We start from the raw sequence: 15,128 nt of genomic DNA on the forward strand, positions 1-15,128 counted from the left end.
GTCAGTCACGGCTGCGGCGGGTACGTCAACGCCCGCGCAAGCAAAGGGATTTCCCCCACCGCACCCCGTAAAGCCAAGGCCAGAGCTAAGGTTCGGCTCAGTTCACGGTGAGCCGGAAGGCCAGCTGTCCAAAGCCGACCTGGTCGCCCTCGCGGACCACGGCCGCCCCGATGACGCGCCGTCCGTTCACCGTGGTGCCGTTGGTCGAGCCGAGGTCCCGCAGCACCCACATGCCGCCCTGGCGGGTCAGCTCGGCGTGCACCCGCGAGACCGTCTCGTGGGTGAGGCGCAGTCCGCTGGCGGGGTCGCGCCCGATGCGCAGGGGGTGGCCGCCGCCGGGGTGGGGCAGCAGCAGCTTGGGCAGCCGCTCGGCCTGCCAGGCCCTGCGCAGCCGTACCCCGAACCCGGAGACCGCCTCGACGCTGCCGAGCACCATCTTGGAGAACCGGTTCTCCTGGGGCAGGTCGGCGGTGAGGGCGAGCAGTTCGTCGGCGCGGCGGGCGGCCAGGGCCAGCTCCATGCGCCGGATGAACGTGTCGTGCGAGAGCCGTCCCAGGGCGACGCCGTCACGGAGCACCTTCAGCGCCTTGTCGCGCTCCGCGTCGGAGAGCCGCGCGGGGTACGTGGGGAACTCGAAGGACGACGTCACGTCGTGATTGTCGGTCAGCCGGGCCCGGGGTGTCCAGAAGACGAGAAAACACCCGCCACGCGTGCGTATCCGACGACACCCGCCGCAAAAGGGAAGATTCAAAAGCGGATCGATCTCGTTTGAAGCACCATGGACGGGCTACATCACGGTGAGCAGACGAAGGGGAACCGTCCGTGCAGTTCGAGGTGTGGGCACCGCAGGCCGGCCGTGTGACGCTCCATTGCGGGGACGCCACGCGCGCGTTGGAGCGCGATCCGGAGCGAGAGGGCTGGTGGCAGGGGGAGGCGGACGCCGAGGACGGCACCCGGTACGGCTACGCGCTGGACGACGGCCCCGTCCTGCCCGACCCGCGCTCGCGCCGCCAGCCCGACGGGCCGGACGGACGCAGCGCCGTCGTGGACCACGGGCGCCACACCTGGCGCGCCGCATGGGCCGGACGCCCGCTGCCGGGCGCGGTCCTCTACGAGCTGCACGTGGGCACGTACACCCCCGAGGGCACCCTGGACGCCGCCGCCGAGCGGCTCGGGCACCTCGTGGAACTGGGTGTCACCCACGTCGAGTTGATGCCCCTGTGCCCCTTCCCCGGCCGGCACGGCTGGGGGTACGAGGGGGTGTCGCTGTGGGCGGTGCACGAGCCGTACGGCGGACCCGAGGCGCTGAAACGGTTCGTCGACCGGGCGCACGACCTCGGACTCGGGGTGGTGCTCGACGTGGTGCACAACCACCTCGGCCCCTCGGGCAACTACCTGCCCCTCTTCGGGCCCTACTTCACCGAGACCCACCACACGCCCTGGGGCGCCGCCGTCAATCTCGACGCTCCCGGCTCCGACGAGGTGCGCGACTACTTCGTGGGCAGCGCCCTGGCCTGGCTGCGCGACTACCGGGTCGACGGACTGCGCCTGGACGCGGTGCACGCGTTGCGGGACACGCGCGCGTGCCACTTCCTGGAGGAGCTGTCGACGGCGGTGGACGCGCTGTCGGCCGAAGTGGGGCGGCCGCTGTTCCTGATCGCCGAGTCCGACCTGAACGACCCGCGGATCATCACCGCGCGCGAGAACGGCGGACTGGGACTCCAGGCGCAATGGAACGACGACTTCCACCACGCCCTGCACACCGCGCTGACCGGCGAGGCCCAGGGCTACTACGCCGACTTCGGGCGCTCCCCCCTGGCGTCCGTCGCCAAGACGCTCACCGGCGGGTACTTCCACGACGGCACCTACTCCAGCTTCCGCGGACGCCGGCACGGACGGCCCCTGGACCGCGCGCGGACGGCCGGACACCGCCTGCTGGGCTACACCCAGACCCACGACCAGATCGGCAACCGCGCCCAGGGCGACCGGCTCGCCGCCTCCCTCTCCCCCGGCCTGCTGGCCTGCGCGGCCACGCTCACCCTGACCGCGCCGTTCACGCCGATGCTGTTCATGGGCGAGGAGTGGGCGGCCGGCACGCCCTGGCAGTTCTTCACCGACCACACCGACCCCGAACTGGCCGAGGCGGTACGGCGGGGCAGGCGCCGGGAGTTCGCCGCGCACGGCTGGGCCGAGGAGGACGTGCCCGACCCGCAGGACCCGGCGACCCGGGACCGCTCCTGCCTGGACTGGTCCGAGCCCGAGCGTGAGCCCCACGCGCGCGTGCTGGCCTGGTACCGCCGGCTCATCGCCCTGCGGCACGAGCAGCCGGACCTGACCGACCCGGACCTCGCCGACACCAAGGTGGCCTACGACGAGCGGCAGCGCTGGCTGGCCTTCCGGCGCGGGGACGTCCGGGTGGCCGTCAACCTCGCCGGGGAACCGGCGCGGATCCCGCTGGGGCCCCGTCAGGCGCGCGTCCTGGCCGCGTGGGAGCCCGTGGAGGCACCCGGCGCGGACGGGGTGCTGCAGCTGCCCGGGGAGTCGTGCGTGGTGCTGCTCCAGGAGTGAGCGCCAGCCCCTTCCGCTCGGACAGGGCCTACGACTCCTCGTCGTCCCGCAGTTCGGTGACCCGCTCCAGCAGGATCGCCTCCCAGGCCAGGTCCAGTTGCCGGCGCAGCTGCGGCAGGGGGGCGGGGCGGGTGCCGGCGAGGGCCTCGGCGAGGTGCAGGACGGTGTCGCAGCGGGCCAGCCACAGGCCGCGCAGACAGGGGCGGGCGCCGTAGCCGGCGAGGGTGGCGGCGCGGACGGCGGCCGGGGAGCCGACGGCGCGGGCGAGTCCCGCGATGTCCTCGGCGGGGTCCCCGGCGACGGTGTCGGTCCAGCCGAGGACGCCCCGCACCCGGCCGTCCGCGCTGACCACCAGGTGCTCGCCGGTCAGACCGTGGTGGACGAGGACGGCGCTGCCGGGCTGGGCGGCGAGCTGCACCGCGGCCGGCTGGGTGAGCTGGTGCAGCCGGGCGGGATCGAAGTCGTCGGCGGGGTCGAGGCGCCGGGCGGCGCGTTCGGCGGCCCGGCGCAGCCCTTCCAGGGAGCGCGGTCCGGTGCGCGGCACGCCGAGCGCCTCGGCCTGCCGCAGGGGCACCTCGCGCAGCCCGGTGAGCAGCCCGGCCAGGTCGGCCTCGCCGAGGGCGGACACGTCGTGCACCTCGGCCGAGCCACCGGGCACCCTGGTGTCCAGCGTGTAGGTCAGCCCGGTCGCCCACTCGCCGTGCGCGACGCTCGTCGGCACGGCGACCGGGACGTACGGCCGGACCAGGTCGCGCAGCCGCAGCTCGCGGCGCTGCCGGGCGGCGGCCTCCCGGTCGGGCGCGAGGCGCAGCACATGGCGGGGGCCGACCCACCAGGTGGCGGACCCGCCGCCCTCGGCGACGGGCCGGACCTCGGGTCCCGCGGTGTCGTCCGCACCGTCCTTGAGCAGGGAACGGACCAGTCGGCGGACGGTGTCCGCGGTGGGTGTCGGTGCCTGGGTCATGGGTCGCGCCGTAGGTCGGGGGAGGGTGCCGGGGCTCCTGGGGCCGTCTCAGTCCACTATGACCATCTCGCGGGTCGTGTCGTTGAGGCGGCGGCCGCCGTCCTCGGTGACCGTGACGATGTCCTCGATGCGCACCCCGAACCGGCCCGGCAGGTAGATGCCCGGCTCCACGGAGAAGCACATCCCGGGCACCAGGGGCTGGTCCTCGCCGTCGATCATGTACGGCGGCTCGTGCGTGGTGACGCCGATGCCGTGCCCGGTGCGGTGGATGAAGTACGCGCCGTACCCGGCGTCCGTGATGACCGCGCGGGCGGCCCGGTCCACCTCCTGGCAGGCGACACCGGGCCGGACGGCCTGGAATCCGGCCTCCTGGGCCGCGCGCACGAGGTCGTGGATCCGGCGCTCCTCGTCGGTGGGCTCGCCGACGTGGACCGTGCGGGAGGTGTCGGAGCCGTAGCCGCCGAGGAGGCCGCCGAAGTCGAGGACGACCATGTCGCCGCGCTCGATGACGCGGTTCCCGGGTTCGTGGTGCGGGTTGGCGCCGTTGGGGCCCGAGGCGACGATCGTGAAGTCGACCGTCTCGTGTCCGTGTTCCCGCAGCAGCCGGGCCAGGTCCGCGGCGACCTCGGTCTCCTTGCGGCCCGCGAAGGGAACCTGCCGGATCTCCTCGTACGTGGCGTCCGCGGCCGCGCCCGCGGCTGTCAGCCGCTCCAGTTCCGCCGCGTCCTTGACGGCCCGGAGCATCGGCAGCGCCTCGGTGAGGGAGGCGTAGGAGGAGTCGGGCAGGGTCTTCGCCAGGCCCAGCAGGTGCATGGCCCAGGCGTTGTCGCTGATGCCGAACCGGCCGTCCCGCTGCAGCAGGGCCGCCGTGACGGCGTAGGGGTCCTTGCCGTCGGTCCAGTCGAGCAGGGTCAGCGCGGGCGCGCCGGTCGCCTTGGCGGCGTCGGGGGCCTCCAGCGCGGGGACGATCAGGCCGGGGTCCCGGCCGGGGACGAGGACGAGCAGGGTGAGCCGTTCGGTGACGGCGGTGGGCGCGTATCCGGTGAGCCACACCAGGTCGGGTCCGGGCGCCACGAGCAGCCCGGCGAGTCCGGCGTCGGCGGCCGCCCGCGCGGCGCGCTCCATACGGGCGCGGTAGTCGTCGGCGGTGAAGGGAGCGGGCGTAGGGGCGGTCATCCGGGCCTCCCTGGGCGGGTGAAGGTGACTACGGGCAGCATCCTGCCCGGACGGCGGGGGCGGCGCGAGCCGGTCGGCGGACCCGGGCTCATCCCTCCAGGGCCATCCGGGCGCCGAGGAGCAGCAGCACCCCTCCGGAGACCTGTTCGAGCCGGCGGCGCACTCCCGCGCGGGACAGCAGGCTCCTCAGCCGGCCGACGAACCACACGTACAGGCCGTAGTAGCCGATCTCGTAGACCGCCCAGAGCGCGGTGAGGCCCACCATGGCGGGCAGGTGCGGGGCGCCGTGGGGCACGAACTGCGGCAGGAAGGAGAGGGCGAAGACGGCTGCCTTGGGGTTGGCGAGGTTGAGCAGCAGGCCCGCGCGGTAGGACACCCAGCCGCTGCGGCCACCGGCCTCCCCGGCCTCGCTCGCCGGTTCGTCCCGCGTGCGGCGGGCCGCCCGCAGCGTCTGCACGCCGAAGCCGACCAGGACGACCGCGCCGACGACGCGCATCACGTCGTACGCCACTTCCGAGACGGTCAGCAGGGCGGTGAGGCCGAAGGCGGCGACGACGCCCCAGACGAAGACGCCGGTCTCGTTGCCGAGCACGGTCAGGAAGCCGGAGCGGCGGCTGTGCAGCGACTGCCGGATGATCAGGACGGTGCTGGGTCCCGGCGAGGCGGCCACCAGGGTGCAGGCCCCCAGGAAGGCGACGAGAGTGGTCAGCATGGGGTCATGGTGGCGGGGAGGCCGCCGTGGGGACAGTGGTTTTCCGGCAGCGCTCAGGTGACGACGCCCGGGGTGACGGTCAGCTGCTGGTAGCCGCCGCTGCGATGACGCACCGTCAGGGCGACCTCGGTGCCGGGGCTGATCCGGGCCACCGCGCGGGCGAGGTCGGCGGCGTCGTCGATGCGGGTCGTGCCGAGGACCAGGAGGACATCGCCGCGGACCAGGCCGGCCGAGTAGCCGGGGCCGGGCACATGGACGCCGATCACCTCGGCGCCCGCCTTGTCGGCGTCCACGGCCTCCACCCCGAGGGTGGCGGTGGCCGGCGCGGGGGCGGGGCTCGGGGTGGCGGGCGGGGCGGGGCGCGGGTCGGCCGGGGCTGCCGGGGCGCTCATGGGGCCGGGGCCCGCCTGCCGCAGCTCGGCGAGCTTGCTCATGCCGATCACCGTGGCGGCGACCGTGCCCAGTCCGACGCCGGACAGGACCAGGACCGTGCCGACGAACAGCGCGAACAGCACGGTCCTGAGCCGGCGTCCGCGCCGGCGCGCGGCATGCGGGCGCCGGGGGGCCGGGGGCCTCGTGCCGCCGCCGGGCTCCTGGCCGGGCATCGGCTTGGGACGCAACGCGGTGTGTTCCATGGCTCGCCTCCCGCCGGAGGTTACGGATCGCCTCCGGCTGGAGGACTACCCGGGGCGCCGGCGCACGACGTGCCACGAACGAGTGAGACTGACCGCTGGTCAGGAGCGGAAGTCTCCCTGGTCACGGGAGGCGAGTGCGGCCACCAGCTGACGCGCCGCCCCCTGGAGCGGACCGGTGTGCACCAGTTCCGTGCGATGCACGAGCCGGGGTGCGGTGACCGGCACGGCCACGCCGCCCGGCACGTCCGTGGCCGCCGAGCGCGGGAGCAGGGTCAGGCCGTGCCCGGCGACGGCCAGCGCGCTGAGGCCCCGTACGTCGGTGCCCTCGTAGCGCAGGGACGGGCGGAAGCCCTGGCCGCCGTCGGCCGCGCGGAGCTGGGTGAGCGGCAATCCCGCGTCGGGGGCGTCGAGCCAGCGGGCGTCGGCGAGATCGGCGAGGCGCAGCCCGGGGCGCCGGGCCAGGGGGTGCGCATGCGGCAGCAGCACGCACACCGGTTCCTCGCCCGCGCCGCGTGTGGTCAGCGGTGCCACGTCGGGCAGCCGCAGCGGGTCGCTGGGGGCGGCCAGGCCGTCGACGAGGCCCAGATCGGCGGAGCCGGTGGCGACGGCCGCCGGGATCTCGTCCCGGGGCAGCGCCTTGAGGGTCACCCCGGCGGCCGGGAGCGCGGCGAGGACGCGGGGTCCGAGCGCGGTGGGCGCGGCGGCGAGGGTCAGTCCGTGGGCGGGCGCGGCGGCCATCCGGACCACGTCCGCACGGGCCGCGTCCAGGCGCAGCAGCAGCGGGGCCGCGTGTTCCAGCAGCCGTGCGCCGGCCGCCGTGGGGGCGACGGGCCTGCGGGTGAGCAGGGGGGTGCCGAGGTCCTGTTCGAGGGCCGCGATGTGCTGGGACACGGCCGACTGGGTGTACCCGAGGTCGCGGGCGGCCTCGGAGAAGGAGGCGAGACGGGCGACCGTGACGTAGGTGCGCAGCAGATGCGGGTCCATGCCCTTGAGGATGGCATCAGCAGCGCTTATCGAGCATGCAGGAATCATCGTTGGACGTGAACTCGAGGGCGCGCCCAGGATGGCGGGCATGACCGAGACCTTCGCGCGGATCGCCCTGGTCGGCGACCGCTCCCCCAATGTCGTGTCGCACACCCGGATCCCGCTGCTGCTGGACGCCCTCGCCGCCCGTGAGCGGCTGGTCCTCGACGCGTACTGGATCCCCACCGAGGAGGCCGGCGAGCCGGGTGCCGTGGACGGGTTCGACGCGCTGTGGGTGGTGCCGGGCAGCCCGTACCGCAGCGAGGCCGGGGTGATCGCGGCGATCCGGACGGCGCGCGAGCGGGGCATCCCGTTCCTGGGGACGTGCGCCGGGTTCCAGCACGCGGTGCTGGAGTACGCCCGCCATGTCTGCGGGCTCACCGGCGTGGCGCACGCGGAGAACGACCCGTCCGCCGAGGACCCGATCATCGGCCGCTGGCCTGCTCGCTGGTGGGCCACGAGGCGGCGGTCGCCGTCGAACCGGGCTCGCTCGCGCACTCCGTGATCGGCTCGGAGCGGACCGTCGAGCGTTACTTCTGCGCCTACGGCCCCTCGCGTCACATCGACACGCTGACCGCTCACGGCCTGCGCTTCTCCGGGCGCGACGAGGACGGCCAGGTCCGGATCGCCGAACTGCCCGGCCACCCCTTCTTCCTGGCCTCCCTCTTCCAGCCGGAGCTGTCCGGGGACGGCTCCCGACCACACCCGGTGGTCACGGCCTGGGCCAGGGCGGCCGTCGAACACGCAGGTCAGCGCGTTTGAGGCGGGCGGGCCGGTCCCGTTGTCAGTGGGGGCTGTTACGTTCTGTGACATGACCGATCACGCACTGCAGAGGCTCCGCCAGGATCCGCGGCCGGCCGAACTGGCCGCCCTGCACTTCGACTTCGACCTGAGCCGTGCCGTCCACGGCCATGTCGAGCCGGTCCGCCTCGCCTCGGGCGGCCCGATCGAGGTCGTCGCGGGCAGCGGCGCGGGCGGTACGTACTTCGTGTGCGCGGACGGCTCGATGCTCTACGCCGATTCGGAGGGCGGGGCCGGGATCATCGGCTCCACCGTCGACGAGGCGCTCGAGGTGGTGATCGGCCTGCCCTGCTGGTTCGACTGCGTGAACCTGTCCCCGCGCGACGGCGAGCAGGCGGTCCTCGCGCGTGTCGCGGAGCTGGAGGCGGAACTCCGCGCGGACGACGCCGGCTTCGACGCGGCCCGGACCGAACTCCGCGCCACCCTCGGCCTTGCCGAGCGTTCCCCGCTCGAACTGGTCACCCTGCTGCACACCGCGCTCCTGCGCACGGAACCCGACTTCCTGCTGCTCACCGAGGAGGAGGGCGGCGCCTACCGACTGCTCGACGAGCACCCCCGTCCACCGCTGTGGGAGCCGGTGCTCGCCCGCGGCCGGACGGATCTGGCCCTGCTGTGGGCGGGCGACCGCACCGCGTGGGACGCGGTGGCCGGGGATCCCGTACGGCGTCGACTCGCGCTGCGCGCCGCGCAGTTCGACCGCCGGGACGGCGACCTGGAGCTGCTCCGGCAGTTGCTGCGGCGCGAGACGGAGTCGTCGATGACGGACGAACTGCGGCTCGCCGCGGTCCTCGTGGGGCGGCACGGGGACGTGACCGATCTGCCCCTGCTGCACGAGGTCCGCGAGACGGACTTCGACACGCACTGCGGGCTCAGCGAAATCCCCGAACCGGGAGCGGGCTCCGCGGAGTTGTCGCACTGGGCCGAGGAGCTGGACGACGCGATGTTCGGCACCGATCCGGCCGACGAACCGCTCGCCACCTGGACCGAACTCGCCCTGGACCAGGGCCTGACCGAACTCGCCCGGGTGGCGCTGATCCGCGCACTCGACGAGATCTTCCTGGATCAGAGCACCCTGCGACGGCCCGACGATCCGACCCGGCTGGAGACGTCACGGATCAACTGGCTCGCCCATGACCTGGAGCGGGCCGGCGACCTCCCCCAGTCCCTGCGCGCCCAGCGCCTGTACGCCACGCTCCAGGACACGGCGTGGGACCGGATCTCGGCGCTGCTGGACCAGGCCCGGCTGGAACGCGCCTGCGGACAACTCCCCTTGGCGAGAACCACCTTGGCGTCGGTGCGCGCGCTCCTGGCCGACCCCGGCGACGACTCGCTGCGCCACTGGACCCGGGTGAACTTCGGCCGCTTCATCGCCGAGGAGCACTACGCCCTCACCCGGGCCCTCGCCGACGCCGGCCTCCCGCGGGAGGCCCGCGCCCTGCTCACCGCGGCCGACGCGATACTCGGCGAGCTCTCGGAGAACCCCGCCGAGGGCCTCCGGGAGCTCGCCGGGAAGACCGCCGAGCGGGTGGGTGACGTCGGGGGCCTCAGCTGACGGGCAGCGCGGGCGGCCGGTCCGGCAGGAAGCCGTGGGCCCGGCGGGCGAGGTAGGCGGGCTTGTAGCGGTCGACCTCGCGGTGCCAGTTCAGGATGCCCGCCATCCAGTTCCGCAAGTCGGCCACATAGGTCCGCATGGCGTCGCGCGCCTCCTGAGAGAGGTCGAAGTCGTCGTACAGGACCGGTAGTTCATGCGCGACGACGTGCTCGAACTGCTGCATGCGCTGGGTCGTCAGGTCGTGCACCACGCCGAGCGCGGTCGGGTAGTCGCAGCCGAAGAAGTTCTGCACGACGAGGATCGCGTTGTGGATCTCGCCCTCGTACTCGATCTCCTTCTGGTACGAGAAGACGTCATTGAGGAGGGCGGCATAGTCGACGGCGGCGTTCTCCAGCGAGCGCACCGGACCGCTGCGGTAGACCTCCGGCGGTACGGAGGGGCCGTGGCCCATGCGGCACAGGGCCATGGTGAGGTCGGAGCCGAAGGTGGCGCGGCGCATCTCCAGGTAGTCGACCGGGTCGGGGATGCGGTTCTGCATCTGGTTGGACAGCTCCCACACCCAGCTCTCGGTCATGACGTTGACCGCGTCCTTGAGGGTGCGCCGCTGCGCGGGCGTCATCCCGGCGGTGGTGCGGGCCCACAGGTCTGCGAGCGCGCGTTCCATGGCGTTGGCAGGGGCCGGGGTCTCCTCGCCGGCGACGGGCATGCAGGCCGCCAGGCGCTGGGTGGTGAGGCGGGCGGCGGCCAGGTCGCGGCGGTGGCCGAAGACGAGGGGGTAGTAGTCGTCGCCGTAGGTGCCCCAGGCGAGCCAGTCGGCGCTCAGATCGAGGGCCTCCTCGGTCGCGTCCGGGTCCAGGCCCGCCGAGCACAGGGCCAGGTCGGCGGCGGCGAGCTTGTCCTCGTCCCAGACGCCCTCCTCCAGCATGCCCATGCGGTGCGTCCAGTCGACGAGCCGCCGTCGGGCGCCGGGCAGATGGGGGCAGAGCTGCACCTGGAAGGGCATGTAGAGGTCGGGGATCAGGGACGGTCCGACCTTCTGGTACGGGACATGGGTGTAGGCGCGCAGGCGTTCGGCGCCGGCCGAGGCGAGGAGGGCGCCGACGTCGGCGGCGGAGGTGCCGGGGCCGGTGAGGCCGTGCCAGGGGCTGGTGGAGCGGGCGCGCTCGTTCATGTACCGGCTGGAGCGCATGTGCCATTCGTGGCCGCCGGACTGCCAGTCCTGCAGTCCCTGGGTGTAGGCGGCGACGGCGGCGACCTCGTCCGGGGTCAGGCCCCGTTCCACGGCCAGCGCCGGGACCTCGGTGAGGGCGGTGTGCTCGAACTGGTGGAGGCGGGAGGTGAGGACGTCGTTGACGGTGTCGGCGGCCTCCTGGGTCGTACAGCCGAAGAAGGTCTCCAGCACCAGGACGCCGTTGCTGAGCTCTCCCTCGTCCTCGACCTCGCGCTGGTAGGAGAACAGGTCGTTGCGCAGGTGCACGGCGTCGGAGAAGGTCTCCATCAGCACCCGCAGGGGCCGGGCGTCGGCGACCGCGGCGGGCACCTCGGCCCGCGCGTACTCCACCAGGCCCGCGGACCAGGGGGCGCCGCCCACCTTGCGGCGCATCTCGATGTACTCGACGGGGTTGGAGATCCGCCCCTCGTTGATGTTGGACAGCTCCCACATCGACTCGTTCAGCAGATGCTCGGTGGCGACGGCGAAGCGGCGGCGCCAGTCGGCGGACATCGCGGGGACCGTGCGCGTCCAGAGGTCGGCGAGACCGGCCTCCACCGGGTTCTCCGGCTCGGGCGTCGGCGTGGTGAGGTCCAGCGGCATGAACAGGGCGAGCCGGTCGAGGTGGGCCTTGCCGGCGGCACGGTCCTGGGTGCGCTTGTACATGTCGAGGAAGTGGTCGTCGAAGAAGAAGACCCACACGTACCAGTCGGTGATCAGGGAGAGGGCGGGGCCGTCGCACTCGGGGTGGGTGTAGGCGCAGAGCAGTCCGTAGTCGTGTGCTTCGAGATCGGACTGCTCCCAGATCCCGGATCCCTCCAGCATGCCCATCTCGCGGGCCCACGCGGTCGAGTGGGCCCGGGCCTCGTCGACATGGGGATTGAGCCGCGCGGGATACGGCATGTAGAAGTGCGGGAGTTCGAAGGGCTGCGTCATGGCCGGGCACTACCCGGCGCCACCGGCGACCATCCTCGGGCCGGGACATGATCACACCATCGCGTGAATCCGGGATGAACCTCCGCATTCCCAAGGGCCCTTGTGGCGTTCACCTCTACGCGCGCAGACTACGGAGGTTCTCGCGTCCCTCCTCCCCTCCGGAGTCCCGATGGACCAGCCCCGAGCCCTGTCCCGCCGTACCGCCCTCGCCTCGCTCGCCGGGGCGGCGCTGGCCGGCACCGCCGCGTGGCCCGCCTCGGCAGGCGAACGCCACGGCCGCGCGGTCCGGTTCGCCACCTTCAACGCCTCCCTCAACCGCTCCGCCGAAGGGGCGCTCGTCACGGACCTGTCCACGCCGGACAACGTCCAGGCGCGCAATGTCGCGGAGACGATCCAACGGGTCGACCCCGATGTGCTGTTGATCAACGAGTTCGACTACGTGGCCGGTGGCGCCGCGGTCCGCCTCTTCCGGGACAACTACCTCGCCGTGGGGCAGCGCGGCGCCGGGCCGGTCCGCTACCCGTACGCCTTCACCGCGCCGGTCAACACCGGTGTCGCCTCCGGGGTCGATCTGGACGGCCGCAACGGCGCGGTGACGACGCCCGGTTCGGACGCGTACGGGCAGGACGCCTTCGGGTACGGCTGGTTCCCGGGGCAGTACGGCATGGTGGTGCTCTCCAAGTATCCGATCGCCACGCGCGCGGTGCGCACCTTCCAGCGCTTCCTGTGGAAGGACATGCCCGGCCACCTGATGCCGCCGGGCTACTACAGCGCAGAGGCGACGGCGGTCCTCCGGCTGTCCTCCAAGAGCCACTGGGACGTGCCGGTGCGGATCGGCCGGGACACCGTGCACTTCCTGGTGTCGCACCCCACGCCGCCCACCTTCGACGGCCCCGAGGACCGCAACGGCCGCCGCAACCACGACGAGATACGGCTGTGGGCCGACTACATCGGCGGGCGCGGGCGCGGCGCCCATCTGTACGACGACCGGGGTGTGCGCGGCGGACTGCGGCCGGGTGCGCGGTTCGTGCTGGCCGGCGACCAGAACGCCGACCCGTACGACGGCGACAGTTACGCCGGCGCCATCCGGCTGCTGCTGGACCACCCGGCGGTCCGCCCGCCCGCCACCGCGCCGTCCAGCGCGGGAGCCGTGGAGGCGGCGCGGCTGCAGGGCGGCGCCAACGCCTCGCACACCGGTGATCCGGCGTACGACACCGCGGACTTCAACGACACCGCCCCGGGCAATCTGCGCGTCGACTACGTGCTGCCCTCCCGCGGTCTGGCACCCGGCGCGAACGGCGTGTTCTGGCCGACGTCCGACGATCCCCTGTACCGGCTGGTCGGTGGCGGCGCGAACGTTCCCACCTCGGACCACCGGCTGGTGTGGCAGGACGTGTACGTCCGCTGAAACGCGCGCTCTTGCCGAGGCCGGGCCGGGACGCCACCGTAAGCGCATGACCTCCTTCACGCTCCCTCATGAGCTGCACGGCGACGGGCCGCACAAGGTGTTCGCGGTGCACGGCTGGTTCGCCGACCGGTCCGCGTACGCGAGCGTCCGGCCCGACCTCGACGGTACGTCCTTCACCTACGCGCTGGTCGATCTGCGCGGCTACGGCGAGGCGAAGGACGCCGCCGGCCGCTACTCGACGGCCGAGGCGGCACAGGACCTGCTGGACCTGGCCGACCGGCTCGGCTGGGAGCGGTTCTCGGTGGTGGGGCACTCGATGGGCGGGTCGGTGGCCCAGCGGCTGCTGGCGCTGGCGCCCGGGCGGCTGCGCCGGATCGTGGGTGTCTCCCCGGTGCCCGCGTCGGGGCTGCCGCTCCCGGCCGAGCAGTGGGAGCTCTTCGCGGACTCGGCGCACCGGCCGGAGAACCGCCGTACGATCATCGACTTCACCACCGGGGGCGTCCGGCCCGCGGCCTGGCTGGACCGGATGGTCAGCCGTTCGCTCGCGGTGAGCGACGCGAAGGCGTACCGGGCCTGGCTGGACTCCTGGGCCCGGGAGGACTTCCACGCCGAGGTGGCGGGCGCCCGGGTGCCCGCGCTGGCCGTCGCGGGCCGTCTCGACCCGGCGCTGTCGGCGTCGCTGCTGCGCGACACCTGGCGGCGCTGGTACCCGTACGGCGAGGTGCGGGAGCTGTCCGGCGCCGGGCACTACGCCATGGACGAGACCCCGCTGGAGCTGATCCAGGTGGTGGAGGCCTTCCTCGACGCGGGCGACGAGGACGACACCGGCCCCGAGGGCGGGGCGGAGCGGTCCGGCGCGGCGGCCGAGGGCGAGGAGGCGTGACCTTCCGCCCGTCCCCGCCCGTCCCCGACGTCTTCGACCCCCGCCAGTACGCCACCGGCGTGCCCTACGCCGCCTACCGCGTCCTGCGCGACCATCACGCCGTGGCCTGGCAGGACGAGCCCGAGGTGCTGGGCTGGCCGGCCGGTCCCGGGTTCTGGGCGGTGACCCGGCACGCGGACGTGGTCCGGGTGCTCAAGGATCCGCTGACGTACTCCTCCCAGCTGGGCGCCACCCAGATCCGCGACCCCGACCCGGAGGACCTGCCGTTCATCCGGCGCATGATGCTCAATCAGGACCCGCCGGGGCACGGCAGGTTACGGCGGCTGGTGAGCCGGGCGTTCACCCCGGGCCGCGTCGACCGGTTCACCGCGGTCGCCGAGAAGCGCGCGCAGGACCTGTTCGCGCGGGCGGTGGAGACGGCCCGCGAGGCGGACGGCACCGTCGATCTCGTCGCCGCCGTCACCGACGACTACGCCCTGCTCAACCTGGCCGACCTGCTCGGCGTCCCGGAGCCGGACCGCGGGCTGCTGCTGCACTGGACCCAGCGGGTCATCGGCTACCAGGACCCCGACGAGGCGGGTCCGCCGGTCCTGGACGACGCGGGCAAGCCGGTCAACCCCCGCTCCCCGGCGATGCTGCGGGACATGTTCGCGTACGCCCGTCAACTGGCCGCGTACAAGCGGCGGTACCCGGCCGACGACGTGCTGACCATCCTGGCGCACGACGCCGAACTCACCGCGGCGGAGCTGGAGATGTTCTTCTTCCTGCTCACCGTCGCCGGGAACGACACCGTGCGCGGCGCGGCGCCGGGCGGCCTGCTGGCACTGGCCGAGCACCCGCAGGCGTACGAGAGACTGCGCGCCGGGGACATCGAAATCGAACCCGCAGTGGACGAGTTGCTGCGCTGGCATCCGCCCGTGCTGACGTTCCGCCGTACGGCCGACCACGACACCGAGCTCGCCGGGCGGCGGATCCGTGCCGGGGACAAGGTCGTCGTCTTCCATGCCTCCGCCAACCGGGACGAGCGGGTCTTCGCGGAGCCGGACCGGCTGGACCTGACCCGGGCCCCGAACCCGCACGTCTCCTTCGGGGACGGCCCGCACGTCTGTCTCGGCGCGCACTTCGCCCGGCTGCAACTGCGGGTGCTGTACCGGGAGGCGACGCGGACGCTGCCGGTGCTACGCACCGCGGGTCCGGGCGGGCGGCTGGTGTCGAACTTCATCAACGGGATCACGTCGCTGCCGGTGCGGGTGACATGAG

General features: G+C 73.5%; 12 protein-coding genes and 1 pseudogene. 6 read left to right on the plus strand and 7 right to left on the minus strand.

The genetic code is table 11. The features are described from left to right. Positions 1-97: 97 nt before the first annotated feature. Positions 98-649 (minus strand): FHA domain-containing protein, encoded by a 552-nt coding sequence (locus ACWD11_RS17825; RefSeq protein WP_389419863.1) that lies wholly within the window; start codon positions 647-649, stop codon positions 98-100. A gap of 173 nt (positions 650-822) precedes the next feature. Between ACWD11_RS17825 and treZ the strand changes: the two genes are divergently transcribed. Next, a complete protein-coding gene (gene treZ / locus ACWD11_RS17830) occupies positions 823-2,568 on the plus strand; it encodes a malto-oligosyltrehalose trehalohydrolase (protein WP_451283970.1) in 1,746 nt (581 codons plus the stop codon). A gap of 28 nt (positions 2,569-2,596) precedes the next feature. Here treZ and ACWD11_RS17835 read toward each other — a convergent pair whose 3' ends face one another. From ACWD11_RS17835 to ACWD11_RS17855, 5 genes are all read right to left on the minus strand, one after another. Continuing rightward, a complete protein-coding gene (locus tag ACWD11_RS17835; RefSeq protein ID WP_451283972.1) occupies positions 2,597-3,532 on the minus strand; it encodes an aminoglycoside phosphotransferase family protein in 936 nt (311 codons plus the stop codon). Positions 3,533-3,580: 48 nt separating this feature from the next. Further along, positions 3,581-4,708: an aminopeptidase P family protein gene (locus ACWD11_RS17840; RefSeq protein ID WP_451283974.1), complete on the minus strand. Its 1,128-nt coding sequence runs from the start codon at positions 4,706-4,708 to the stop codon at positions 3,581-3,583. Positions 4,709-4,796: 88 nt separating this feature from the next. Next, positions 4,797-5,420 (minus strand): LysE family translocator, encoded by a 624-nt coding sequence (locus tag ACWD11_RS17845; RefSeq protein WP_451283976.1) that lies wholly within the window; start codon positions 5,418-5,420, stop codon positions 4,797-4,799. 53 nt (positions 5,421-5,473) lie between these two features. Further along, positions 5,474-6,055 carry a PDZ domain-containing protein gene (locus ACWD11_RS17850; protein WP_451283978.1) on the minus strand — a complete coding sequence of 194 codons (582 nt, stop codon included), beginning with the start codon at positions 6,053-6,055 and terminating at the stop codon, positions 5,474-5,476. Between the two features lie 99 nt (positions 6,056-6,154). Beyond that, entirely contained in the window at positions 6,155-7,039 is an 885-nt protein-coding gene (locus tag ACWD11_RS17855) for a LysR family transcriptional regulator (protein WP_451283980.1), read from the minus strand. Positions 7,040-7,127: 88 nt separating this feature from the next. On the opposite strand from ACWD11_RS17855, the pseudogene ACWD11_RS17860 reads away from it, so the two are divergent. Both ACWD11_RS17860 and ACWD11_RS17865 read left to right on the plus strand, forming a co-directional pair. After that, positions 7,128-7,840: pseudogene (locus ACWD11_RS17860) on the plus strand (CTP synthase C-terminal region-related (seleno)protein). Positions 7,841-7,889: 49 nt separating this feature from the next. After that, complete coding sequence (locus tag ACWD11_RS17865) at positions 7,890-9,431, plus strand: hypothetical protein (RefSeq protein WP_451283982.1); 1,542 nt, start codon at positions 7,890-7,892, stop codon at positions 9,429-9,431. On the opposite strand, the gene cyc2 is transcribed toward ACWD11_RS17865, so the two are convergent. After that, a complete protein-coding gene (gene cyc2, locus ACWD11_RS17870) occupies positions 9,424-11,577 on the minus strand; it encodes a germacradienol/geosmin synthase Cyc2 (RefSeq protein WP_451283984.1) in 2,154 nt (717 codons plus the stop codon). The genes ACWD11_RS17865 and cyc2 overlap by 8 nt on opposite strands. 169 nt (positions 11,578-11,746) lie before the next feature. Here cyc2 and ACWD11_RS17875 point away from each other — a divergent pair, with 169 nt between their 5' ends. From ACWD11_RS17875 to ACWD11_RS17885, 3 genes are read left to right on the plus strand one after another with little or no spacing between them, the layout of a single operon-like run. Next, the gene (locus tag ACWD11_RS17875) at positions 11,747-12,985 is read left to right on the plus strand and encodes an endonuclease/exonuclease/phosphatase family protein (protein WP_451283986.1); all 1,239 of its coding nucleotides are present in this window, start codon (positions 11,747-11,749) and stop codon (positions 12,983-12,985) included. Between the two features lie 46 nt (positions 12,986-13,031). Next, entirely contained in the window at positions 13,032-13,868 is an 837-nt protein-coding gene (locus ACWD11_RS17880) for an alpha/beta fold hydrolase (protein ID WP_389419874.1), read from the plus strand. Further along, positions 13,865-15,127 (plus strand): cytochrome P450, encoded by a 1,263-nt coding sequence (locus ACWD11_RS17885; RefSeq protein ID WP_451283988.1) that lies wholly within the window; start codon positions 13,865-13,867, stop codon positions 15,125-15,127. The genes ACWD11_RS17880 and ACWD11_RS17885 overlap by 4 nt, the downstream gene beginning before the upstream one ends. The last annotated feature ends 1 nt before the right edge of the window (position 15,128 follow it).

The sequence above is a fragment of the Streptomyces sp. NPDC002776 genome, from assembly GCF_053592195.1.

Coding starts and splice junctions, on each gene's coding strand:
- ACWD11_RS17835 (WP_451283972.1), bottom strand. CDS start 3,532: ATGACCCAGGCACCGACACCCACCGCGGACACCGTCCGCCGACTGGTC.
- ACWD11_RS17840 (WP_451283974.1), bottom strand. CDS start 4,708: ATGACCGCCCCTACGCCCGCTCCCTTCACCGCCGACGACTACCGCGCC.
- ACWD11_RS17845 (WP_451283976.1), bottom strand. CDS start 5,420: ATGCTGACCACTCTCGTCGCCTTCCTGGGGGCCTGCACCCTGGTGGCC.
- ACWD11_RS17850 (WP_451283978.1), bottom strand. CDS start 6,055: ATGGAACACACCGCGTTGCGTCCCAAGCCGATGCCCGGCCAGGAGCCC.
- ACWD11_RS17855 (WP_451283980.1), bottom strand. CDS start 7,039: ATGGACCCGCATCTGCTGCGCACCTACGTCACGGTCGCCCGTCTCGCC.
- ACWD11_RS17865 (WP_451283982.1), top strand. CDS start 7,890: ATGACCGATCACGCACTGCAGAGGCTCCGCCAGGATCCGCGGCCGGCC.
- cyc2 (WP_451283984.1), bottom strand. CDS start 11,577: ATGACGCAGCCCTTCGAACTCCCGCACTTCTACATGCCGTATCCCGCG.
- ACWD11_RS17875 (WP_451283986.1), top strand. CDS start 11,747: ATGGACCAGCCCCGAGCCCTGTCCCGCCGTACCGCCCTCGCCTCGCTC.
- ACWD11_RS17880 (WP_389419874.1), top strand. CDS start 13,032: ATGACCTCCTTCACGCTCCCTCATGAGCTGCACGGCGACGGGCCGCAC.